The following is a 20,381-nucleotide window of genomic DNA, read 5'->3' as shown; positions in this document are numbered from 1 at the left end:
ATCAGGGGGTTTTGTCATGAAGAAACGAAATTACACACACGTTCAAATGCTTTTACCAGAGATCAAGGCCATGTTGGCAGAGGGGAAAACACAGCGGGAAGTCGCAGAATACTATGGCTTCCGGAATAAGCAGGTGGTAAAAAGACTACTTGAGCGTGAGCGCCGTAAAGAACGAAAACTGGAAGCCGGAATCCGCCCACGACCGAAAGGACGGCCGAGAAAAGATGCTGCGCCAGGAGACGTTGTGGCAGAGCAGGCCTGTGAGATCCAACGGCTTCGCATGGAAAATAAACTACTGCGGGATTTTCTGCGCTTCACAGAAAGGAAGTGAGAGCAAAGGTAAAGTATCATATCATCTATCGTCACAGGACAGAGTATCCAGTGGCAGTCATGTGCAAATTCTTTGGAGTGTCCAGAAGCGGCTACTATGCTTTTGTCCATCGCCTAGGCAAGCCAGAAAAGGATGCGGCTCTTGCGGGGCTCATCGCACAGCAGCGGGAACGCAGCTTCCGCACCTACGGCTACCGGCGGATGTGGCTGTGGCTGAAAAGCCGGAATATCTTCTGCAATCCCAAAACTGTGCTGCGAATCATGAAGAAATATGATCTGCTCTCGGAGATCCGCCGCCGCAGGAAATGGCAGCAGATGGGGCGGCAGGCACACAAATACAGGAATCTGCTGAACAGGGAGTTCCATGCGGACAAACCTAACAGCAAATGGGTAACAGACATCTCCTACATCCACACCAGGCAGGGTGTGCTGTACCTTTCCATAATCCGGGACCTCTATGACAACAGCATCATCGCCTACAAGACTGGAACCCAGCAGACAGTGAATTTGGTTCTGGATACCGTTCATCTGGCAATGAAACAGGAGAAAAAGAGGGTCGCTGCGGAGTTGCAGCTCCACAGCGACCAAGGATTTCAGTACACCTCTGCAGCATACTTCAATCTGACTCAAGCATACGGAATCACACCATCCATGTCAAGGAAAGGAAACCCGTACGACAACGCCATGGCGGAAAATTTCTTCTCTATCCTCAAAACAGAATGTATTTACCGCCACAAACCGGCGACCTTTTCCGAAGCCAATGAGATGATTGACCGCTATATTTACTTCTATAACCATGAGCGCATCCAGTTAAAAACTGGAGAGGCGCCGCTGGCGCGACGCCTCTCCGCTTAAAACTTAATCTTTCCTACTAAGGGCTCTTTTTTGTACTGTCCGCACAATCTGGGGCAGTTCAGTTGCCGGGGGTCTTCACATATTCTGTGGGAATGATATCAGTTGGAGGCAGAATCCAGATCCTTGTCGCCGCCCCGCGTCGCCGCAAGCTCCATATCACTCACCTCCGCCCAAGGGCGAAGGCTCGTCCATTACGCTGCGGCTCCTTTCCCCACAAAACCCGCTGCGCTGGGCTTTTGTGGGGACCCCTGATCTTTAGTTGGAAGCGGAATCCAGGTCCTTGTCGCCGCCCCAGATCATGTTCTTGCGGAGCTCCTCGCCCACGATCTCCATCTGGTGCTTCTTGAGGTTGTCCCGCTTGGAGTTGAAGAAGCAGCGGCCGTTCTTGTTCTCGGCGATCCACTTGCCGGCGAAGGTGCCGTCCTGGATGTCGGAGAGGACGGCACGCATCCGGGCCTTGGTCTCCTCGTGGGGGATGACACGGGGACCGGAGACATACTCACCGTACTCGGCGGTGTCGGAGATGGAGTAGTTCATGGCAGCCACGCCGCCCTTGTTGATGAGGTCGATGATGAGCTTCATCTCGTGGATGCACTCGAAGTAGGCGTTCTCGGGCTCGTAGCCGGCCTCCACCAGCACCTCGAAGCCGCAGCGCATCAGATCCACCACGCCGCCGCACAGGACGGTCTGCTCACCGAAGAGGTCGGTCTCGGTCTCGTCGTGGAAGGTGGTCTCCATGACACCGGCGCGGGCGCCGCCGATGCCGGCGATGTAGGCCAGGGCGATCTTATAGGCGTTGCCGGTGGCGTCCTGCTCCACGGCCACCAGGCAGGGCACACCCTTGCCGTTGACATAGGTGGAACGGACGGTGTGGCCGGGGCCCTTGGGGGCGGCCATGAAGACGTCCACGCCGGCGGGGGGGACGATCTGCTTGTAGCGGATGTTGAAGCCGTGGGCGAAGGCCAGGGCGTTGCCCTCCTCCAGGTAGGGGGCGATGTCCTTCTTGTAGACGTCGGCCTGGACCTCATCGTTGATGAGCATCATGACGATGTCGGCCCACTTGGCGGCCTCGGGAATGGTCTTCACGGTGAGGCCGGCCTCCTCAGCCTTTGCCCAGTTCTTGGAGCCCTGACGGAGACCCACGCAGACGTCGCAGCCGGAGTCCTTCAGGTTGAGGGCGTGGGCGTGGCCCTGGGAGCCGTAGCCGATGATGGCGATCTTCTTCCCGTTGAGGTAGCTGAGCTCGCAGTCCTTCTCGTAGTACATCTTTGCCATGACAATACACTCCTTTTTTTCATGGTGACGGTTCTAAGTGATGAATAGGATACCACAGCAATGTGGAAAAGAATGATAAGTATGATACAATCTTTGCAAAAAAACGTGGTCACAAAACGTTCTTGCCGTAGTTGAATTCGCCGGACTCCTTGGTGTCCTCGTAGATGGTGCGGATGCCCCGCTCGATGGCGATGATGCCGGTGCGGACCACCTCCAGAAGGCCGAAGTCGGCCAGCAGGTCCATGAGGGCGCCGGCCTTGTTCTCGTCGCCCAGAATGGAAATGGTGAGGGTCTCCCGGCTGATGTCCACCACGCTGGCCCGGAAGACGCTGACGATCTGAAGCACCTCATCCCGCTTGTCCTTGGTATCGGCCTTCACCTTCACCAGCACCAGCTCACGTTGGACGGCGTCCTCGGTGGAGAGGACCTTGACCGAGATGACGCACAACAGCTTCCGCAGCTGGGCGGCCAGCTGCTCGATGGTGGCGTCGTCGCCGTTCATGACGATGGTGATGCGGGTGACATTGGGGTCCTCGGTGGTGCCGGAGGCGATGGACTCGATGTTGTAGCCCTTCCTGGAAAACAGGCGGGAGACCTGGCTCAGCACGCCGGGGGTGTTCTCCACCAGGATGGAGAGGGTATGCTCTTTGCTTTCCATAACGATCACGCTCCTTTCTCCATCCTCACTCCAACAGGAATTCGGTGATGGGCTTTCCGGCGGAGACCATGGGGCGCACGGTCTCATCGGTGTCGATGATGCACTCGATGACGTAGGCGTGACCCAGCTCCAGGGCCTCCCGGACGGTGTCGGCCAGCTCGGCCCGGGTGGTGACCCGCTTGCCGTGGACGCCGTAGGCCTCGGCCAGCTTTACAAAGTCGGGGGCGAAATTGAGGTCGGTCTCGGAGAAGCGGCCGCCGTAGAGCAGGTTCTGCCACTGGTGGACCATGCCCAAGGTGTGGTTGTTGAAGATGACGGTGATGATGGGAATATCGTAGTGGGAGACGGTAGCCAGCTCCTGGCCGTTCATACGGAAGCAGCCGTCGCCGGTCATGTGGAGCACTGTCTTGTCCGGGTTGCCCAGCTTGGCCCCCATGGCGGCGCCCAGGCCGAATCCCATGGTGCCGAAGCCGCCGGAGGTGATGAGCTGGCCGGGGTAGTCAAAGTGAAAGTGCTGGATGCTCCACATCTGGTGCTGACCCACGTCGGTGGCCACGATGGAGTCCTGAGGACACAGTTCCCGGAGGGTGCGGATGATCTGGTAGGGGGTGAGGGCGGCGCTCTCCTCCGGTGCCGCGGGCCGGTGGGAGAAGACGAATTCCTTCCACGCCGGATGCTGGTAGGCGGGGATGCGGTCATTGACCATCTGGAGGACCTGCTTGGCGTCTCCGATGATGTGGTGATCGGTCTTGACGTTCTTGTCGATCTCGGCACGGTCAATGTCGATATGTACGATTTTGGCCTGCTTGGCGAAGGTGGCTGGTTCGGTGGCCACCCGGTCGGAGAACCGGCAGCCTACGGCAATGAGCAGGTCGCAGTTGTCGCAGGCGATGTTGGAGCTGCGGGAGCCGTGCATGCCCAGCATGCCGGTGGTGAGGGGGTGGGCGCCGGGGAAGCCGCCGCCGCCCATGACGGTGATGGCCACCGGGGCGTCCAGCTTCTCGGCCAGGGTGCGGAACTCCTCATGAGCCCGGCTGCGGACCACGCCGCCGCCGCAGATGAGCATGGGCTTCTCCGACTGTGCGATCAGTTCCACCAGCTTATCCACATCGTCGCTGTTGGGAGCAGGGGGGGTCAGGTCCCAGCCCACCCGCTTTCGGAGGGCGGCCAGCCGGCCGTGGAACTGGTGCTCCTCCTTGGGGAGAGGCTCATAGTCGATCATCACGTCCAGACCGGTGACGTTCTTCAGAAGGTCGATGAGCACCGGGCCGGGCCGGCCCATGGCGGCCACGGCAAAGGCCTCACGGATGATGTCGGGGATATCGTTAGGGTCCCGGACCAGGTAGGTGGCCTTGGTGATGGGCATGGCGATGCCGGTGATGTCCACCTCCTGGAAGGCGTCCTTACCCAGGGTGCTCTCTCCCACGTTGCAGGTAAGGAAGACAACAGGGGAGGAGTCCATGTAGGCGGTGGCGATGCCGGTGGTCAGGTTAGTGGCGCCGGGGCCGGAGGTGGCAAAGCATACGCCCACCTTACCGGTGGAGCGGGCATAGCCGTCGGCGGCGTGGGAGGCGCCCTGCTCATGGGCGGTCAAAATGTGGTGGATCTTGTCCTGATAGCGGTAGAGCTCGTCGTATACATTTAATATAGTGCCGCCGGGGTAGCCGAAGATGGTGTCCACCCCCTGCTCCAGCAGGCATTCCATGATGGCTTGTGTGGCTCGGATTTTCATGTGTTCAACTCCTGTCAAAGGCCGTCCATCGTCGGCCATCTACGAGGTATCACGCCTCGCCTGCTCGCAACGCGCGGCTTCCCTATGACTCGGACGAGAAACAGGCCCGCTTTGCGGTCCTTGGTTTCCCGTCCTCGCGCCGGTCCATCCGCGCTGCTCACAACGGCTCGGACGCTTAAATTTTTCCGCTGCCTTTTTGAACGGCGATGACACCCGTCCGGGCCACCTCCAGAATGGAGAAGGGCCGCAGCAAGCTCTCGAAGAGGTCCACCCGGTCGGGGGTATCGGAGAGCTCCAGGGTCATACTGGTGCTGCTGATGTCGGCGATCTTGGCGCCCATAATCTGGCAGAGGTTTGCCACATCCTGACGGGTCTTGGTGGAGGTGGAGACCTTCACGATGATGAGCTCCCGGCCGATGAGCTTCTTCTCATCCAGGGTGCGGACCTTGATGACGTCCACCAGCTTATTGAGCTGCTTTTCCACCTGCTCCACCACGTTGTTGCCGGAGTCCACGATGATGGTGATGCGGGAGATGTTCTTGTCGTCGGTGACGCCCACGGCCAGGCTCTCGATGTTGAAGGCCCGGCGGGCGAAGAGACCGGTGATGCGGTTGAGCACGCCGGCCCGGTTTTCCACCAGTACGGAAATGGTCTGGGTCATATGGCCTTCCTCCTTTCTCAGGTCATGGACGTGGTGGTCATGGGGTCCACGTCGCAGATGAGCAGATAGGGTCCGGACGCGGTGAGCATGTCGCGGATAGCGCTGTCCACCTCTCCGTCGTCAGAGATGCGCCTGCTGGAGATGCCGTAGGCCTCCGCCAGCTTTTCAAAGTCGGGGGAGCCGGTGAGGTCCACGCCGAAGGGGCCGCTGTAGCTGGAATACTGGATCTGGTGGACCAGGCCGAGTACGCCATTGTGGACCATAACGATCTTCACGTCGGTCCCCATGGCCTTCAGGGTGGCCAGCTCATTTTCAAACATCTGGAAGCTGCCGTCGCCGCAGACCACCACGGTCTGCCGGTCGGGGACGGCGGTCTTGACGCCGAGGGAGGCGGGGAGGGAGTAGCCCATGGTGCCCAGGCCGCCGGTGGTGAGGAAGCGGCCGTGCTTCATGGGCAGGTGCTTGGCCGCCCAGATCTGGTTCTGGCCCACGTCCACGCAGACACAGGCGTCGTCGTTGAGCTGCTCACCCAGGGTGCGCATGAGGTAGGAGGGGGTGACGCTGCCGTTGCCGGGAGCAGGGGCGGGCAGCGTCTCGGCCTGCCGCCGGGCCTGGAGGTCGGCGATCCAGGCCTCGCTCTGGGCCTTGGGCCGGTGGGAGATGAGCTGTCCCAGGATGACCTTCACATCGCCCACCACGGGGACGGTGGTGGAGAAGTTCTTGCCGATCTCGGCGGGGTCCACGTCCAGGTGGACAGTCTTGGTACGGCTGGCGATCTCCTTGGGAGAGGTCACCGCCCGGTCAGCGGCCCGGGCGCCGGCGATGATGAGCAGGTCGGTGGTGTTGAGGGCACGGTTGGCGGTGGGAGTGCCGAAGGCGCCGATCATGCCCAGGTTGAGGGGGTGGTTCCTGGGCAGCAGGCCCAGGCCCATCATGGTGGTGACCACGGGGATGCGGGCGCCCTCGCACAGGGTCACCAGCTCCTCCTGCGCCTTGGCGCTGAAGAGACCGCCGCCCACGCACAAAAGAGGCTTTTGAGCGGCGGAGATGGCCTCGGCCACCCGCTTGATCTGGACGTCATTGCCCTTGACGCTGGGCTTGTAGCCGCGGATGTCCACGCTGTCGGGGTAGACAGGGTCGATCATCTGCTGTTGGATATCAATGGGAATGTCGATGAGCACGGGACCCTGCCGTCCGGTGGAGGCGATGTGGAAGGCCTCCTTGACGATGCGGGGGATGTCGTTGGCGTCCTTCACCAGGTAGCTGTGCTTGATAAAGGGGGCGCAGGCGCCGGTGATGTCCACCTCCTGAAAGATGTCCCGGCCCAGCAGATAGCTCTGGACCTGGCCGGTGATGGCCACCATGGGGATGGAGTCCATGTAGGCGGTGGCGATGCCGGTGATGAGGTTGGTGGCGCCGGGGCCGGAGGTCACCATGCACACACCGGGCTTGCCCATCATGCGGGCGTAGCCGGAGGCCATGTGGCCGGCGTTCTGTTCCGTACGGACCAGGGTGTAGGCGATGCCGGTAGCGGCCAGGGCATCTACGGCGGGGCAGATGGTGGCGCCGGCGTAGCCAAATACCCGCTCCACTCCCTCGCGCTTGAGACTTTCCATCAGGGCCTGGGCTCCGTTGATCATGCAGCATTCCTCCTCGAGTTTCAAATCAGGAAAGCTCCCGGTGTCCGGAAGCGGGGTTGCGCTGAAAAGAGACAAATATGCAAAAAGACTTCGTCCTCTCTAGGACGAAGTCTTACTCCGTGGTACCACCTAAATTCGCAGGCAGACGCCCGCGCGCTCTCATCCCCGGTAACGGGGGGGGAACCGTCGCCCCCTACTGAATTTCAAGGGCGCAGCTCACGAGCGACTTTCTCCCGGCCCCTCACGAGAGCTTACACCTGCCGCTCCCTCTCTGGGCTTGCGAGACCGATTTACTTACCCGGTCATTGCTGTTTTCACCATATAAAAATGTGATATTAAGCATCATGATACAACTGCAGGGTCCATTTGTCAACGGTAGATTTTTAGAAAAAACAAAAAATTCGTATTCCGAACAAGCGGAGCGGAGAATTCCGGGTACCTGCTTGAAAACGAAGGAGGACGGCGGGGAAAAGGTAAATTTATTTTCCCTAATTTCGGCGCTTTTTTCGCTGGAAATGCTGGACATTTTTGATTGGTAGTACTATTATAATAAAGATTCGAGCATGCCCTATGCAGGGGGTCGGATCATTGGGGAGAAGGCAGGCCGGTGAGAACGGACTGCCCATCGGGAAGGACCGCTGAACAAATGACTGAGCATACTGACAGCCACTTGTTCAGCGGCCTAAATTCGGAAGCAGAGGTTTGAAGTAATGACAGAGGTGATGCTATGAGTCATAAGTTTTATGGCGGCGTCCACCCCGCCGAGCACAAGGAGGCAACGGAGCGCAAGCCTGTTGTCCCGCTGGAGGAAGCTCCGGCTCAGGTGGTGATTCCCATGTCCATGCACGTGGGTGCTCCCTGCAAGCCCATCGTGGCTGTGGGGGACGAGGTGAAGGTGGGCCAGAAGATCGGCGAGATCGCCGGTCTGGGTGCTCCCATTCACGCCAGCGTCTCCGGCAAGGTCGTGGCCGTGGAGCCCCGGCCCCATCCCGGCGGAGGCAAAATGATGTCCGTGGTCATCGAGAACGATTTCCAGGACACTCCCTGTGAGACCATCAAGCACCGTGACAATGTGGATGCCCTCACTCCCCAGGAGATCATCGACATCGTCAAGGAAGCCGGTATCACCGGTATGGGCGGCGCGGGCTTCCCCACCCACGTCAAGCTCTCCGGTGCAGTGGGCAAGGTCGACGCCATCCTCATCAACGGCGCCGAGTGTGAGCCCTACATCACTGCCGACCACCGGCTCATGCTCGAGCGCGGCGAAGCCGTCCTGGGCGGCGTGAGCTTCATCATGAAGGCTCTGGGCCTGAAGGAGGCCACCATCGGCATCGAGGGCAACAAGCTCGACGCCGTGGAGCACCTGAAGAGCCTGCTCCCCGCCGACAGCGGCATCCATATCGAGACCCTGAAGACCCGCTACCCCCAGGGCGCTGAGAAGCAGCTCATCCAGCGGATCACCGGCCGTGAGGTGCCCCCCGGAGGCCTGCCCGCCGACGTGGGCTGCACCGTGTTCAACGTTGCCACCGCCTCCGCCATTTACGACGCGGTCACCGAGGGCAAGCCCCTCACCCACCGCAATGTTACCCTGACCGGCGGCGCCATGGCCCGTCCCATGAACGTCAATGCCCCCATCGGCACCCCCATTGAGCACCTCATCAAGATGGCCGGCGGGTTCCAGACCCAGCCCCAGCGCCTGCTGATGGGCGGCCCCATGATGGGTAACCCCCAGTATGATCTCACCGCCCCCATGATGAAGGGCACCAACTGTATCCTGGCCCTCACCGACGCCGAGGCTGCCGTGCAGGACACCGAGCAGACCTGCATCCGCTGCGGCAAGTGTGTCAACGCCTGCCCCATGCACCTCATGCCCCTCTACATGCGCATGTACAGCATGAAGCGGGACTGGGACAAGGTCCAGGAGTATAACGTCATGGACTGCATGGAGTGCGGTTCCTGCAACTACATCTGCCCCGCCCGGATCCACCTGGTTCAGACCTTCCGTATGGCCAAGTTTGAGATCCGTGGTCTCCAGCAGAAAGCGAAAGCGAAGGAGGCGGCCAAAGCATGAGCAACGAGAATAAGCTGCTGGGGGTAGCTTCCTCCCCCCACGTCTCCTCTCCCATCGGCACCCGCTCCCTGATGCTGGATGTGCTGATCGCCCTGGTGCCCGCCCTGTGTGCGGCAGTGTACTTCTTCGGCCCCCGGGCCCTTATCGCCACCATCATCTCTGTGGTGGCCTGTGAGATCTTCGAGATCGGTTACCGCAAGCTCCTCCACAAGACCCAGACCAGCGGCGACCTGTCTGCCGCCGTTACCGGCGTGCTGCTGGCCTTTGTCTGCCCCGTGACCCTGCCCTACTGGATGCTGATCATCGGCGACTTCTTCGCCATCGTGGTGGTCAAGCAGCTCTTCGGCGGCCTGGGCAAGAACTTCATTAACCCCGCTCTGGGCGGCCGTGCCTTCCTGATGCTCAGCTACCCTGTGGCCATGACCACCTGGGCTGTGCCCGGCAAGTGGTCCGGCCTCATCTCCGCCGCTGACGCCGTCACCGGCGCCACCCCCCTGTCCGTGGACTTCATGCACTCCGGCGTTCTGCCTGATGCCAGCATCATGGACATGTTCGTGGGCAATGTGGGCGGCTGCATCGGCGAGGTCTCCGCTGTGATGCTCCTGGCCGGCGGTATCTACCTCATCGCCCGGGGCGTCATCCGTCCCAACATCCCCGTGGCCTTCATCGCCACCGTGGCTGTACTCACCTTCCTCTTCCCCAAGGGCGGCAACGGCAACCTGGAGTGGATGCTCTATGAGCTGCTGGGCGGCGGCCTGTTCCTGGGCGCCTTCTTCATGGCCACCGACTATGTGACCAGCCCCACCAGCCCCAAGGGTGAGATTGTCTTCGGCATCGGCTGCGGCCTGCTCACCGTATTCATCCGCTACTTCGGCGGCTATCCCGAGGGCGTCAGCTACGCCATCCTCATCATGAACGTGTGCGTGTGGTTCATCGATCAGGCGACCAAGCCCGCCCGCTTCGGCTTCACCAAAGAGATGAAGGAGAAGGCTAAGGCTGCCAAGAAAGCTGCAAAGGAGGGCGCCGCCAAATGAGCGATTCCGTTGTTATGAAGAAAAAGGAGGCGGGCCCGGTCCAGCTCGTCGTCACCCTGTTCGCCATCAGCGCCATCTGCGCTGTGCTGCTGGGCCTGGTGAACAACATCACCATGGGACCCATCGAAGTGGCCACTCAGGCCAAGACCGAGGCCGCCATGGAGGCCGTGCTCCCCGCTGATGCCTATGAAGAGGTGGAGTACACCGGCGGCGATCCCCTGGTCACCGCTGTCTACAAGGCCGGCGACGCCGGCTATGTGGTTCAGGTCGCGCCCTCCGGCTTCGGCGGCGTCCTGGACGTCATGGTGGGCGTGAACACCGACGGCACCTGCTCCGGTGTGTCCATCATCAGCCACTCCGAGACCTCCGGCCTGGGCGCTAACGCAACCAAGGAGGACTTCCGGAGCCAGTTCGTGGGCAAGTCCAATGTGGCCGTCACCAAGGACGGCGGCGACATCGCCGCCCTCACCGGCGCCACCATCACCTCCCGCGCGGTCTGCAGCGGCGTCAACGCTGCCATCGCCGCCGTGGGCACTCTGGGTTAAGGAGGTTAGACCATGGACATTAAGAAACAATTCAAGGAAGGTCTGGTCACCCAGAACCCCGTGCTGGTGCAGCTGCTGGGCATGTGCTCCACCATGGCCATCACCACTGTGTTCTTCAACGGCGTGGGCATGGGCCTGTCTGTGCTCATCATCCTGACCTGCTCCAACATCGTTATTTCCGCTCTGCGGAAGGTCATCCCCAACTCCATCCGTATCGCCTGCTTCATCGTGGTCATCGCCACCTTCGTGACCATCGTGGATCTGCTGCTCAAAGCCTTCGTACCGGCATTGTCGGACAGCTTGGGCGTGTTTATCCCCCTGATCGTGGTTAACTGCATCATCCTGGGCCGTGCCGAGGGCTTCTGCTACAAGAACGGCGTGGCTGCCTCCGCTGTGGACGGCATCTTCCAGGGCATCGGTTATACCTGGGTGCTGGTGGTCATGTGCCTGGTCCGTGAGCTGCTGGGCAACGGCACCATCCTGGGCGGCCTGAGCTTCATCAACGACAGCAACGGCATCCGCATCCTGCCCGAGGGCGTGGGCGCTCTGGGCATCTCCCTCCCCGTGGGCGGCTTCCTGGTGCTGGCCTGCCTCATCGCCTTCATGCAGTGGGCTCTGGCTCGCTCCGAGAAGAAAAAAACTGAGGAGGTGGCTCAGTAATGGACGTGACACAGCTCTTTTCCATCGCCCTGGGCGCTATCCTGGTCAATAACTTTATCTTCTCCCAGTTCCTGGGCATCTGCCCCTTCATGGGCGTGTCCAAAAAGGTCGACACTGCTCTGGGCATGGGCCTGGCCGTGACCTTCGTCATGGGTCTGGCCTCCGCCGTGTGCTGGATCATCAACGAGTATCTGCTGGTGAACCCCGCCATCTTCGGCGACGGCCCCAACCTGGCCTTCATGCAGACCATCGCCTTCATCCTGGTCATCGCCTCTCTGGTGCAGTTCGTGGAGATGTTCCTGAAGAAGAACGTCCCCTCCCTGTATCAGGCTCTCGGTATCTATCTGCCCCTCATCACCACCAACTGCGCCGTGCTGGGCGTGGTGCTGCTGAACGTGCAGAACAACTACAACTTCATCGAGAGCGTTGTCTACGGCATCACCGGCGGCCTGGGCTTCCTGCTGGCCATCTTCCTCTTCGCCAGTGTCCGTGAGCGCCTGGACGCCACCATGGACTGCCCCAAGGCTTTTGAGGGCTTCCCCATCGCTCTGGTCACCGCCGGCCTCATCGCTCTGGCCTTCATGGGCTTCAGCGGCCTGAGCGTGTTTTAAGGAGGGGCTGAAATGAATCTGGTTTTATTTGCGTTCCTGGTCCTGGGTGGACTGGGTCTGGTCTTCGGCGCCGTGCTGGCCTTCGCTTCCCGTGTGTTCGCCGTTGAGGTGGACCCCCGTGAAGAGGCCATCATCGGCTGCCTGCCCGGCGCCAACTGCGGCGGCTGCGGCTATGCCGGCTGCGGCGGTTACGCTGCAGCCGTGGTGAAGGGCGAGGCGCCCGTCAACAAGTGTGCTGCCGGCGGTGCTGCTGTGGCTGCTCAGATCGGTGAGATCATGGGCGTGGCCGCTGGCGAGAGCGTCAAGATGGTGGCCACCGTCCACTGCTCCGGCTGTGGCGCCGCCCACCAGAAGTACGAGTACATCGGCGTCCATGACTGCGTGGCGGCTGCCCGCCTCCCCGGCGGCGGTCCCCTGAGTTGCGACTATGGCTGCCTGGGCATGGGGTCCTGTGAAAAGGCCTGCCCCTTTGATGCCATTCACGTCATTGACGGTGTGGCCAAGGTGGACGTGGACAAGTGTAAGGCCTGCAACCAGTGCGTGGACATCTGCCCCCGTCACATCATCGCCCTGGAGCCCTACAAGACCAAGAAGCACGTCACCATCCCCTGCTCCTCCAAGGACAAGGGTCCTGCCGTCACCAAGGTCTGCTCCAACGGCTGTATCGGCTGCTCTCTGTGCGCCAAGTCCTGCCCCAAGGAAGCCATCACCATGGTCAACAATCTGGCCGTCATCGACTACGACAAGTGCATCGGCTGCGGCATCTGCGCTCAGAAGTGCCCCCGCAAGCTGATCACCGTGGATGGCAAGGTGCCTGAGGTCAAGCCCGCGGCTCCCAAGCCCGCTGCCGCTCCTGACGCCCCCAAGGCTGCTGCTCCCGCCGCTGAGGCCGCCGAGGCCCCCAAGGCGGAGACCAAGGAGTAAGGCTCCGGCCCTATCAACTGCAAAAAAGACCTCCCGCCATCGGCGGGAGGTCTTTTTCTATATTCTGAGCATGTTCAGCAGCCGGTCATGATGCGGATGATCTCTTCGTCGGTCTCCTTCATGCCCTCCTTGCCCAAACGGGTCACGTTGCGGAGGGTGGACTCGATGCCCTTTGAGATGATGCCGTCCCCGCCGTGGAACTCCTGACCATTCAGATACATGTAGTAGCCCAGAATACCGGCATCTACGGCGGCGGCGATCTTGCCGGCGCAGGATGCCTTGGCGCCGTCGCAGATGATGCCGGAGGTGATGGCCAGAGCGTTGACGATGGTGTGGGCGGCCTCCGCCCGCCCACCGCCCAGCAGGTAGGCGATGCCGGCTCCGGCACTGGCTCCGGCGCTGACGGCACCACAGTAGGCGGACAGGCGGCCGATGCCCTCCTTCTGATAAATGGCGGTGAGGTTGGAGAGGGTGAGAGCCCGGTAGAGCCGCTCCGGGGGGCTGTTCAGCTCCTTGGCATACTCAATGACAGGCAGGGAGACCGTCATACCCTGGTTGCCGCTGCCGGAGTTGATGACCACGGGCAGCTCACAGCCGCTCATCCGGGCGTCGGAGCCGGCGGCAGCCGCCGCACGGGCACGGATTTTCACATCGTCTCCGTAGATCTTCAGGAGGGTGGAGCCGATATTGGCGCCCCAGTTGCCATGGAGCCCCTCCTGGGAAATGGCGGTGTTGTAGGCGATCTGGCGGTCCAGCAGAGGCTTCACATCCTCGATGTCCACCGTGTCTGCAAAGTCGTAGATGTCGTCAAAGTCCATGAGGGCCCGGTCGGGGGAGGCGGCGGGGGTGGTGCCGCAGCCCACGGCGGGAGCCTCAAAAAGTGTCTCGCCATCCTTCACCATGGACACGATGTTGGTGTGCTGGTTGGCCACCCGGACCGAGGCGGTGTGATCGCCACCCTGGACGGTGACGGTGACATCCAGCACCAGGTCGGTGTCGGCAGGGAGGACCTGGATGGGAGTGGTCTCCAGATAGTGGCCCAAGGCTTCCCTTTGTTCTGGGGTGACAGAGGCGATGACCTCCAGCTCCCGGTTGGGGTCGCCAGCCACCACGCCCACGGCGGCGGCAGTCTCGATGCCCTTCCGACCGCCGGTGTTGGGGACTACCACGCTCTTTACGTTCTTGATGATATTGCCGCTGGCCGCCACCGTGATGGCTTCGGGGAGCGTGTCCAGCAGCCCCCGGGCCTTGGCGGCGCAGAAGGAGATGGAGATGGGCTCAGTACAGCCCATGGCGGGCACCAGCTCCTCGGCCAGAATGCGGAGATAGGCCGCGTAACGGGGATCGTTCTGATTCACGGAAAGGTTCCTCCCACTCAATGTCTTCGATCAAAACTATTTTAATCCTTTTGTTGGAATCTGGCAAGAGAGAGGGAAAAATGGGCAAAAAAATTCCCCAGCCCGTTGGACTGGGGAATTCATGCCTCAAAGGACTCAGGCCAGCTTGGACTTGGCCAGCTCGGTGAGCTGGGTGAAGGCGGCCTTGTCGTTGACAGCCATCTCGGCGAGCATCTTGCGGTTGATGGTCACGCCGGCCTTCTTCAGGCCGTTCATGAAGGTGGAGTAGTTCATGCCGTTCATCTTGCAGGCAGCGGAGATGCGGGTGATCCACAGGGAGCGGATGTCACGCTTCTTCAGCCGGCGGCCGATGTAGGCGTACTTCAGGGACTTCATGACCTGCTCGTTGGCCATCTTGAAGTGCTTGCTCTTAGCGCCCCAGTAGCCCTTAGCCAGCTTCAGGATCTTATTTCTTCTCTTGCGCGTCATCATTGCGCCTTTGACTCTAGCCATTGTCGATTAGCCTCCTATGTTATGGTAAAAAAGTTCTTATTTATAGGGGATCATGCGCTTGATGGCGGGCTCGTTGGTCTTGTCCGCATAAGCGCCGGCGCGGAGGCCTCTCTTGCGCTTGGTATCCTTGCCGTGGCCGTTGAGGAGGTGGGACTTGAAGGCGTGGGCGCGCTTGACCTTGCCGGTCTTGGTGAGGCTGAATCTCTTCTTCGCGCCGCTGTGGGTTTTCAGCTTGATCTTAGCCATATCAGTTGACTCCTTTTTTTTACTTTGTGGCTTCCTTGGCGTCCTTAGAGACCTTCGGAGACAGGAACATGTTCATGTGGCGGCCTTCCAGCTTGGGCTCCTTGTCCATGACGGCGACCTCGCCGCAGTCCTCCGCGAACTTCAGCAGGAGCTTCTTGCCGATATCGGTGTGGGCCATCTCACGGCCGCGGAAGCGGACGGTGGCCTTCACACGGTTGCCCTCGGCCAGAAACTTCTGAGCATTGCGGAGCTTGACGTTGAAGTCGTTGACATCGATGCCGGGAGACATGCGCACTTCTTTGATCTCCACGACGCGCTGGTTCTTCCTGGCCTCCTTCTCCCGCTTGGCCTGCTCGAACTTGAACTTGCCGTAGTCCATAAGCTTGCACACGGGAGGATTGGCGGTAGGAGAGATCTTCACCAGGTCCAGGTTGGCCTCCTCGGCCTTGGCCAGGGCCTCCCGGGCCGACATGATGCCCAGCTGCTCTCCGGTGTCGGAGATCAGGCGGACTTCACGATCCCGGATCTCGTCGTTGATCTGATGACTCATGTTGCTGATACGAAAGCACCTCCTAATCAAAATAAAACGCGGACACCCTAGAAGGGTACCCGCAATCGACAAGTCAAAACCACGCCGCGAAGGCGGCGGAATTTTTTCCATGTTGACCTCTTTGCCGGTGGCTGGAGGTGAGGACGGGGGTACCGCTCCTGCTTTGTTTTGCGGTAAGCATTCTATCACTATAATAGGTGTTTGTCAAGTGCTTTTTTCACCCAGCACCTGACTGTAACCACTGCCTTTTTCCTTGCAATTCCTTCCACACCATATTATAATAGCTCCGATACTTTGACATAAAGGAGCCACCATCCTATGGACCAGTCCTACATCCCCGAGGGCTACGCCCCCCGGCTCAACCTCTATGATACCCAGAAGGCCATTGGCCTTCTCAAGCGCCTTTTCGAGGACACCCTGGGCGGTGCCCTCAATCTGCGCCGGGTCTCCGCTCCCCTCTTCGTTGAGGCCAGCACCGGCCTCAACGACGACCTCAACGGTGTGGAGCGGGCCGTCACCTTCGACATTCCCGCCGCCGGCCGGGATGCCCAGGTGGTCCACTCCCTGGCCAAGTGGAAGCGCATGGCCCTCCACCGCTACCAGTTCTCCGTGGGCGAGGGCCTCTACACCGACATGAACGCCATCCGCCGGGATGAGCAGCCCGACAACCTCCACTCCATCTACGTGGACCAGTGGGACTGGGAGAAGGTCATCGCCCCCCGGGACCGAAATGTGGACTACCTCAAGCACACCGTGACCACCATCGTGGAGGCGGTCTGCCAGACCCAGGCCACCATCCGTTCCATGTTCCCCCAGCTCATGTCTCTCCCCGAGGTGAGCCGGGACGTGAGCTTCGTCACCACTCAGGAGCTGGAGGACCGCTGGCCTGAGCTCTCTCCCAAGGAGCGGGAGAACGCCTGGGTGAAGGAGCACCCCACCACCTTCCTCATGCAGATCGGCGGCGCCCTCAAGTCGGGCAAGCCCCACGACGGCCGTGCACCCGACTACGACGACTGGACCCTCAACGGCGACATTCTGGTGTGGAATTCCGTCATGGGCAAGGCCCTGGAGCTCTCCTCCATGGGCATCCGTGTGGACCCCGCCGCCATGGACCGTCAGCTCACCATCGCCGGCTGCGATGACCGCCGGACACTCCCCTTCCACAAGGCCCTGCTGGCCGGTGAGCTCCCCCTCACCATCGGCGGCGGCATCGGCCAGTCCCGGCTGTGCGTCCAGCTCCTGGGCAAGGCCCACATCGGTGAGGTCCAGGCCAGCGTGTGGGACGATGAGACCCTCCGGGTCTGCCAGGAGGCCGGCGTCATCCTCCTGTAAGCCCGTTGCCCCACGGATCTATCCCAACAACGCTGACAGCCCCGGCGTCCGATGGACGCCGAGGCTGAGCCTGTCGACAAAGTCGACAGGCTCTCTCAAAAATGCAGGCATTTTTTCGAAAAGATGCAGGCCGCTGCATCGCACTCGCTTCGCTCGCACGTTTGCGGCCTGAGCAGTGTTTTTTCCGAGGCACATGTCCCCGGAAAAAACAGACTGTACTTGATTCCGTCGTCTGCGGACGACGGAACTCTGCGAGGCTCTTGCACAAAATCTGACGTATATGCCCTTTTTCGACAACCTGAGCCCCGGCGTCCGATGGACGCCGAGGCTGTTTTTCTGTTCTGTCTTATTTAAACTTCACGGCGGTACCATAGGCGATGACCTCCGCCGCACCCTGCATCACAGCGGCCGAGGCGTAGCGCATGCACACCACCGCGTCGGCGCCCATCTGCTCCGCATCCTCCACCATGCGCTTGGTGGCCAGGGCCCGGGCCTCGTTCATCATCTCGGTGTAGGCCTTCAGCTCGCCGCCCACCAGGGTCTTGAAGCCCTGAGTGATGTCCTTGCCGATGTTTTTGGACTGGATGGTGCTGCCCCGGACCAGGCCCAGGGTCTTCAGCTCCTTGCCGGAAATGGTCTCAGTAGTGGTCAAGATCATCTTCGTCACCGCTCCTTATCTCTTTGATCCGTTCGGCCAGTACGTACAGGGACACGCCGATGAGGGCCAGGGGGATCACTGTCCCCAGCAGCTTGGCCCACAGCGTCAGCCCCGGCGCCGACCAGGCCATGACCAGCCAGGTCCCAAACCACAGGCACAAAAGCACCGTCACCACAATGGGCGCTGCCAGCTTTCCCTTTTTCATGGGCCATCTCCTTTCACGTGTTCGCCCCCATGATACCCCACGGGTCCACCCGTGTCAATGTCAGGTGCTGGGTGGGCACGCATTACCATTAGGTTACACAAGGTCAATCGACCAAGTGTAACCTAATTTTTTATCCGTTTGGAGGTGAGGACATGGCCGACTATGCTTTTAGGACCATTGGGGACCGCGTGGAGATTCAAAAAATGTGGGAAAAGGGTTATCCCCGAAAAAAATTGCAGAGGACACCGGAAAGTCCCTGGCTGTGGTCTACACGGAACTTTCACGAGGCCGGGACGGGACGCGGTTGCCGGATCAGCGCCTGCGGTATAGTGCGGAACTGGCCCAGCGCCGGGTCCAGCAATCCCTGGAGCGTCGGGGCAGAAAAGCCCGTAAGCCCACCGCCAGCGAACAGACGGCGAAACAGTGAGCCGTCGGAAAGGATATGCCATGAAACGAAAGGAAATTAAGTGGCGGCATAAATTCCGCGGGACAATGACCGGGCGCCAAGACGGGATTATTTTTAGGATCTATCGAAAGTGGGACGCACCGGAGCAAGGCTATACCGTGAGCTGCCATGACACGAAGAAAACGGGAAGAACGATAAACACGGCGGGACACATGACCTTTACCTGGGAGGAGGCCGTGGAGTTTTGCCAGCAGATTGCCGCCGGCGAGGTGGACCTGGAAACCATGCGGGCCAAATTTGCGGCGGAGGACGCAGCCAAGGAGCGGACGGCGATCCGTCGGTCTATCGAGGAGGCCAAGCGATTCCAGGAGGAACTGGAAAAAGCGGGAATTTCCTACCGGACGTTGCTGCACCTGACGGCATTGCAGCAGGAAATGGACGGACTGGCCCACAACATTCTCCTGGGGTTTGAACGTGGGGAGGGTTGGCCGGATGGGACCTGACGAAAAAGGCGTGGAGACAATAACGGCCTATGTGGATGGGGAACCAATAGCGGCGGAAGCCGCTATTGGCCCGGAAATCGTGATAGGCCTGGAGCAGATTAAAAAAGCAACAGCAGACATTCAAGCGGTATGGGAAAGCGTGTGCCGGGTGGCTGATATTGTGACGGAGGCTTTCGGAAAGTGGATCCGTTCAGTGGTAGCGCAGATTGAGGAAAAGCACGAACTGGAAACCGCCCTGCGCTGGGCGTCGTGCTATTACCGGCCAGCGTTCAACCGATACCGGCACACCAAGAAAAAGAGGACCCGCAAGAAGTACGAAAAGAAGATCCTGGCCTGGTATCGGGAGGAGGTCCTGTAAATGTTGCGGCTGATGGCAAACAAAACAAAGTTATACACACTTGTTCAGAAATATGTGGACAACCTCCCGCCCATGCGGGGCGGGACGCGGTTCATCAAGTAGGCAAGCGCACCATGGCGATCAACGGGAAGTATATTCGCGGGTTTATCTGCCCGGACTTTGCTGCTATTGCCAAGAAAATGGGCGGAGCGTCCGGCGGAACTACAACGGGAAGCCAGACCATCCACACTGTAAAAGCCGGCGACACCCTTTCCAAAATTGCCAGCGAACACAAAACCACTGTGGACGCGCTGGTGGAGATCAACGCCATCAAAAATAAAAACCTGATCCGGGTGGGCAATGGCATTAACTTAGACCTGATTAAGGGCCAGATGCGGTGTATCTGGCCCTTAACTGTTCTTCGGAAGAGAACGGGATCGTTAATTTATGGCGGTTTATGGACCTGTTGACAAAAGTCCCAAACACCCCATTCCCATGGTATAATTAAAATAAGGGAGGGATGGAGCATGATGGGACGGCAAAGCGGTCAGAAGAGTATGGTGATTCTGGATATAGCAGAATTAATTCCACGCGATCACTTACTTCGGAAAATCAATCAGATGGTTTCATTTGACTTTATCTACGATCTTGTAGCGCCATATTAGGGATATTGAAGACCACCAGCACGGCCAGGGGGATCAGGAAAAGGGCGGGAGAGGCTGGACCCACCATGTTGATCAGCACGACCAGCACCCAGCATATAGAGTTGACCACCGACAGAATGGGCAGTACCCGTCCGGGCCAGGGAGTTTCCAGCTTGGCCAGAAAGTACTCTAAAACGCACAGAAGGGCGGTTGGGATGGCGTAGGAGAGACAGAGTATGGGAAGGAACATGAGCAGGGTGTTCAGCATGTTTGCGGCGTTCATCGTACTCATTGGGACCATTGGGCACCCTCCTTTGTCTTTCGATATTCGCTGATGAGGAGCTTGGCAGCATCAAAGTCGATCTTCTCATTGACGGCCAGACGTTTGATGAGGGCCACATAGGGGTCGGCTGCCCGGTCATCGGTCAGACGGATCTTCTGAATGAGCCGGTCCAGCCGCAGCCGGACGGTGGGGTAGCTCACCCCGTACTCTCCGGCCACCTCTTTGAGGGAACCGGAGGCCAGGAGGAAGCGCCGGATGAAGGCCATGTCCTCCTCCTCCAGCTCCGCCATCCACTCAGGTACTACCGAGATCAATATCATTCACTCCTTTTAAAATTTTATTTTTAATTATATTGATTATAAACTTTAATT

26 protein-coding genes and 1 other annotated feature are annotated in these 20,381 nt (G+C 60.0%); of the genes, 13 read left to right on the top strand and 13 right to left on the bottom strand.

Features of this window, described 5'->3' with window-relative positions; translation table 11 throughout:
- The first annotated feature begins 16 nt into the window (after nucleotides 1-16).
- Both E0E29_RS14685 and E0E29_RS14680 read left to right on the top strand, forming a co-directional pair.
- Nucleotides 17-331, top strand: coding sequence for an imidazolonepropionase (locus tag E0E29_RS14685; RefSeq protein WP_130848458.1), 315 nt, complete (start codon nucleotides 17-19; stop codon nucleotides 329-331).
- A complete protein-coding gene (locus E0E29_RS14680; RefSeq protein WP_130848459.1) occupies nucleotides 328-1,185 on the top strand; it encodes an IS3 family transposase in 858 nt (285 codons plus the stop codon). Before E0E29_RS14685 ends, E0E29_RS14680 begins: the two co-directional genes overlap by 4 nt.
- Nucleotides 1,186-1,440: 255 nt before the next feature.
- On the opposite strand, the gene ilvC is transcribed toward E0E29_RS14680, so the two are convergent.
- The 5 genes from ilvC to ilvB (E0E29_RS14655) all read right to left on the bottom strand — a co-directional run bounded on the left by ilvC (nucleotide 1,441) and on the right by ilvB (E0E29_RS14655) (nucleotide 7,151).
- A complete protein-coding gene (gene ilvC / locus E0E29_RS14675; RefSeq protein ID WP_130850476.1) occupies nucleotides 1,441-2,460 on the bottom strand; it encodes a ketol-acid reductoisomerase in 1,020 nt (339 codons plus the stop codon).
- Nucleotides 2,461-2,569: 109 nt separating this feature from the next.
- On the bottom strand, nucleotides 2,570-3,118 hold the full coding sequence (gene ilvN / locus E0E29_RS14670) for an acetolactate synthase small subunit (RefSeq protein WP_130850475.1): 549 nt from the start codon (nucleotides 3,116-3,118) through the stop codon (nucleotides 2,570-2,572).
- A gap of 25 nt (nucleotides 3,119-3,143) precedes the next feature.
- Nucleotides 3,144-4,850: a biosynthetic-type acetolactate synthase large subunit gene (gene ilvB, locus E0E29_RS14665; RefSeq protein ID WP_130850474.1), complete on the bottom strand. Its 1,707-nt coding sequence runs from the start codon at nucleotides 4,848-4,850 to the stop codon at nucleotides 3,144-3,146.
- 175 nt (nucleotides 4,851-5,025) lie between these two features.
- Nucleotides 5,026-5,511, bottom strand: a complete 486-nt coding sequence (gene ilvN, locus E0E29_RS14660) for an acetolactate synthase small subunit (RefSeq protein WP_130850473.1) — start codon at nucleotides 5,509-5,511, stop codon at nucleotides 5,026-5,028.
- A gap of 17 nt (nucleotides 5,512-5,528) precedes the next feature.
- On the bottom strand, nucleotides 5,529-7,151 hold the full coding sequence (ilvB, locus tag E0E29_RS14655; RefSeq protein WP_130850472.1) for a biosynthetic-type acetolactate synthase large subunit: 1,623 nt from the start codon (nucleotides 7,149-7,151) through the stop codon (nucleotides 5,529-5,531).
- A 97-nt stretch (nucleotides 7,152-7,248) separates the two neighbouring features.
- Nucleotides 7,249-7,466: a binding site (T-box leader), on the bottom strand.
- 412 nt (nucleotides 7,467-7,878) lie between these two features.
- Between ilvB (E0E29_RS14655) and rsxC the strand changes: the two genes are divergently transcribed.
- Genes rsxC through rnfB form a run of 6 tightly spaced genes read left to right on the top strand, consistent with a single transcriptional unit; the run spans nucleotide 7,879 to nucleotide 12,996 of the window.
- Complete coding sequence (gene rsxC / locus E0E29_RS14650; protein WP_130850471.1) at nucleotides 7,879-9,222, top strand: electron transport complex subunit RsxC; 1,344 nt, start codon at nucleotides 7,879-7,881, stop codon at nucleotides 9,220-9,222.
- Entirely contained in the window at nucleotides 9,219-10,256 is a 1,038-nt protein-coding gene (locus tag E0E29_RS14645; RefSeq protein WP_130850470.1) for an RnfABCDGE type electron transport complex subunit D, read from the top strand. Before rsxC ends, E0E29_RS14645 begins: the two co-directional genes overlap by 4 nt.
- Complete coding sequence (locus E0E29_RS14640) at nucleotides 10,253-10,801, top strand: RnfABCDGE type electron transport complex subunit G (protein WP_130850469.1); 549 nt, start codon at nucleotides 10,253-10,255, stop codon at nucleotides 10,799-10,801. Before E0E29_RS14645 ends, E0E29_RS14640 begins: the two co-directional genes overlap by 4 nt.
- A gap of 12 nt (nucleotides 10,802-10,813) precedes the next feature.
- Nucleotides 10,814-11,461 carry an electron transport complex subunit RsxE gene (gene rsxE, locus E0E29_RS14635; RefSeq protein WP_130850468.1) on the top strand — a complete coding sequence of 216 codons (648 nt, stop codon included), beginning with the start codon at nucleotides 10,814-10,816 and terminating at the stop codon, nucleotides 11,459-11,461.
- A complete protein-coding gene (gene rsxA / locus E0E29_RS14630; protein WP_130850467.1) occupies nucleotides 11,461-12,072 on the top strand; it encodes an electron transport complex subunit RsxA in 612 nt (203 codons plus the stop codon). Before rsxE ends, rsxA begins: the two co-directional genes overlap by 1 nt.
- Before the next feature lie 12 nt (nucleotides 12,073-12,084).
- Nucleotides 12,085-12,996, top strand: a complete 912-nt coding sequence (gene rnfB / locus E0E29_RS14625; RefSeq protein ID WP_130850466.1) for an RnfABCDGE type electron transport complex subunit B — start codon at nucleotides 12,085-12,087, stop codon at nucleotides 12,994-12,996.
- 74 nt (nucleotides 12,997-13,070) lie between these two features.
- Here the strand turns inward: rnfB and E0E29_RS14620 are convergent, their stop codons facing one another.
- The 4 genes from E0E29_RS14620 to infC all read right to left on the bottom strand — a co-directional run bounded on the left by E0E29_RS14620 (nucleotide 13,071) and on the right by infC (nucleotide 15,642).
- Nucleotides 13,071-14,354: an L-cysteine desulfidase family protein gene (locus E0E29_RS14620; protein WP_165449920.1), complete on the bottom strand. Its 1,284-nt coding sequence runs from the start codon at nucleotides 14,352-14,354 to the stop codon at nucleotides 13,071-13,073.
- Nucleotides 14,355-14,489: 135 nt separating this feature from the next.
- Nucleotides 14,490-14,846 carry a 50S ribosomal protein L20 gene (gene rplT, locus E0E29_RS14615; RefSeq protein WP_130850465.1) on the bottom strand — a complete coding sequence of 119 codons (357 nt, stop codon included), beginning with the start codon at nucleotides 14,844-14,846 and terminating at the stop codon, nucleotides 14,490-14,492.
- A 36-nt stretch (nucleotides 14,847-14,882) separates the two neighbouring features.
- Nucleotides 14,883-15,092 carry a 50S ribosomal protein L35 gene (gene rpmI, locus E0E29_RS14610; protein ID WP_130850464.1) on the bottom strand — a complete coding sequence of 70 codons (210 nt, stop codon included), beginning with the start codon at nucleotides 15,090-15,092 and terminating at the stop codon, nucleotides 14,883-14,885.
- A gap of 19 nt (nucleotides 15,093-15,111) precedes the next feature.
- Nucleotides 15,112-15,642, bottom strand: coding sequence for a translation initiation factor IF-3 (gene infC, locus E0E29_RS14605; RefSeq protein WP_130850463.1), 531 nt, complete (start codon nucleotides 15,640-15,642; stop codon nucleotides 15,112-15,114).
- A 318-nt stretch (nucleotides 15,643-15,960) separates the two neighbouring features.
- Here infC and asnA point away from each other — a divergent pair, with 318 nt between their 5' ends.
- The gene (gene asnA, locus E0E29_RS14600) at nucleotides 15,961-16,974 is read left to right on the top strand and encodes an aspartate--ammonia ligase (RefSeq protein WP_130850462.1); all 1,014 of its coding nucleotides are present in this window, start codon (nucleotides 15,961-15,963) and stop codon (nucleotides 16,972-16,974) included.
- A 346-nt stretch (nucleotides 16,975-17,320) separates the two neighbouring features.
- Here asnA and E0E29_RS14595 read toward each other — a convergent pair whose 3' ends face one another.
- Together E0E29_RS14595 and E0E29_RS14590 are read right to left on the bottom strand one after the other, a co-directional pair.
- Nucleotides 17,321-17,632 (bottom strand): YbjQ family protein, encoded by a 312-nt coding sequence (locus E0E29_RS14595; RefSeq protein ID WP_130850461.1) that lies wholly within the window; start codon nucleotides 17,630-17,632, stop codon nucleotides 17,321-17,323.
- A complete protein-coding gene (locus tag E0E29_RS14590; protein ID WP_130850460.1) occupies nucleotides 17,613-17,837 on the bottom strand; it encodes a hypothetical protein in 225 nt (74 codons plus the stop codon). The genes E0E29_RS14595 and E0E29_RS14590 overlap by 20 nt, the downstream gene beginning before the upstream one ends.
- 205 nt (nucleotides 17,838-18,042) lie before the next feature.
- Here E0E29_RS14590 and E0E29_RS14585 point away from each other — a divergent pair, with 205 nt between their 5' ends.
- The 4 genes from E0E29_RS14585 to E0E29_RS14570 all read left to right on the top strand — a co-directional run bounded on the left by E0E29_RS14585 (nucleotide 18,043) and on the right by E0E29_RS14570 (nucleotide 19,553).
- Nucleotides 18,043-18,264, top strand: coding sequence for a hypothetical protein (locus tag E0E29_RS14585; protein ID WP_130850459.1), 222 nt, complete (start codon nucleotides 18,043-18,045; stop codon nucleotides 18,262-18,264).
- Between the two features lie 191 nt (nucleotides 18,265-18,455).
- On the top strand, nucleotides 18,456-18,746 hold the full coding sequence (locus E0E29_RS14580; RefSeq protein ID WP_130850458.1) for a hypothetical protein: 291 nt from the start codon (nucleotides 18,456-18,458) through the stop codon (nucleotides 18,744-18,746).
- Nucleotides 18,736-19,104, top strand: coding sequence for a hypothetical protein (locus E0E29_RS14575; RefSeq protein ID WP_130850457.1), 369 nt, complete (start codon nucleotides 18,736-18,738; stop codon nucleotides 19,102-19,104). The genes E0E29_RS14580 and E0E29_RS14575 overlap by 11 nt, the downstream gene beginning before the upstream one ends.
- Nucleotides 19,105-19,217: 113 nt before the next feature.
- Entirely contained in the window at nucleotides 19,218-19,553 is a 336-nt protein-coding gene (locus E0E29_RS14570; protein ID WP_130850456.1) for a LysM peptidoglycan-binding domain-containing protein, read from the top strand.
- Between the two features lie 166 nt (nucleotides 19,554-19,719).
- Here E0E29_RS14570 and E0E29_RS14565 read toward each other — a convergent pair whose 3' ends face one another.
- Nucleotides 19,720-20,028, bottom strand: coding sequence for a hypothetical protein (locus E0E29_RS14565; protein WP_130850455.1), 309 nt, complete (start codon nucleotides 20,026-20,028; stop codon nucleotides 19,720-19,722).
- Complete coding sequence (locus tag E0E29_RS14560; protein WP_130850896.1) at nucleotides 20,016-20,327, bottom strand: DUF2089 family protein; 312 nt, start codon at nucleotides 20,325-20,327, stop codon at nucleotides 20,016-20,018. The genes E0E29_RS14565 and E0E29_RS14560 overlap by 13 nt, the downstream gene beginning before the upstream one ends.
- Between the last annotated feature and the right edge of the window lie 54 nt (nucleotides 20,328-20,381).

This window comes from Intestinimonas timonensis (genome assembly GCF_900626145.1).
Taxonomy (GTDB): domain Bacteria; phylum Bacillota; class Clostridia; order Oscillospirales; family Oscillospiraceae; genus Intestinimonas; species Intestinimonas aquisgranensis.
Note: the sequence above shows the minus strand (reverse complement) of the source record. Positions and strands in the feature narration are given on the sequence as shown.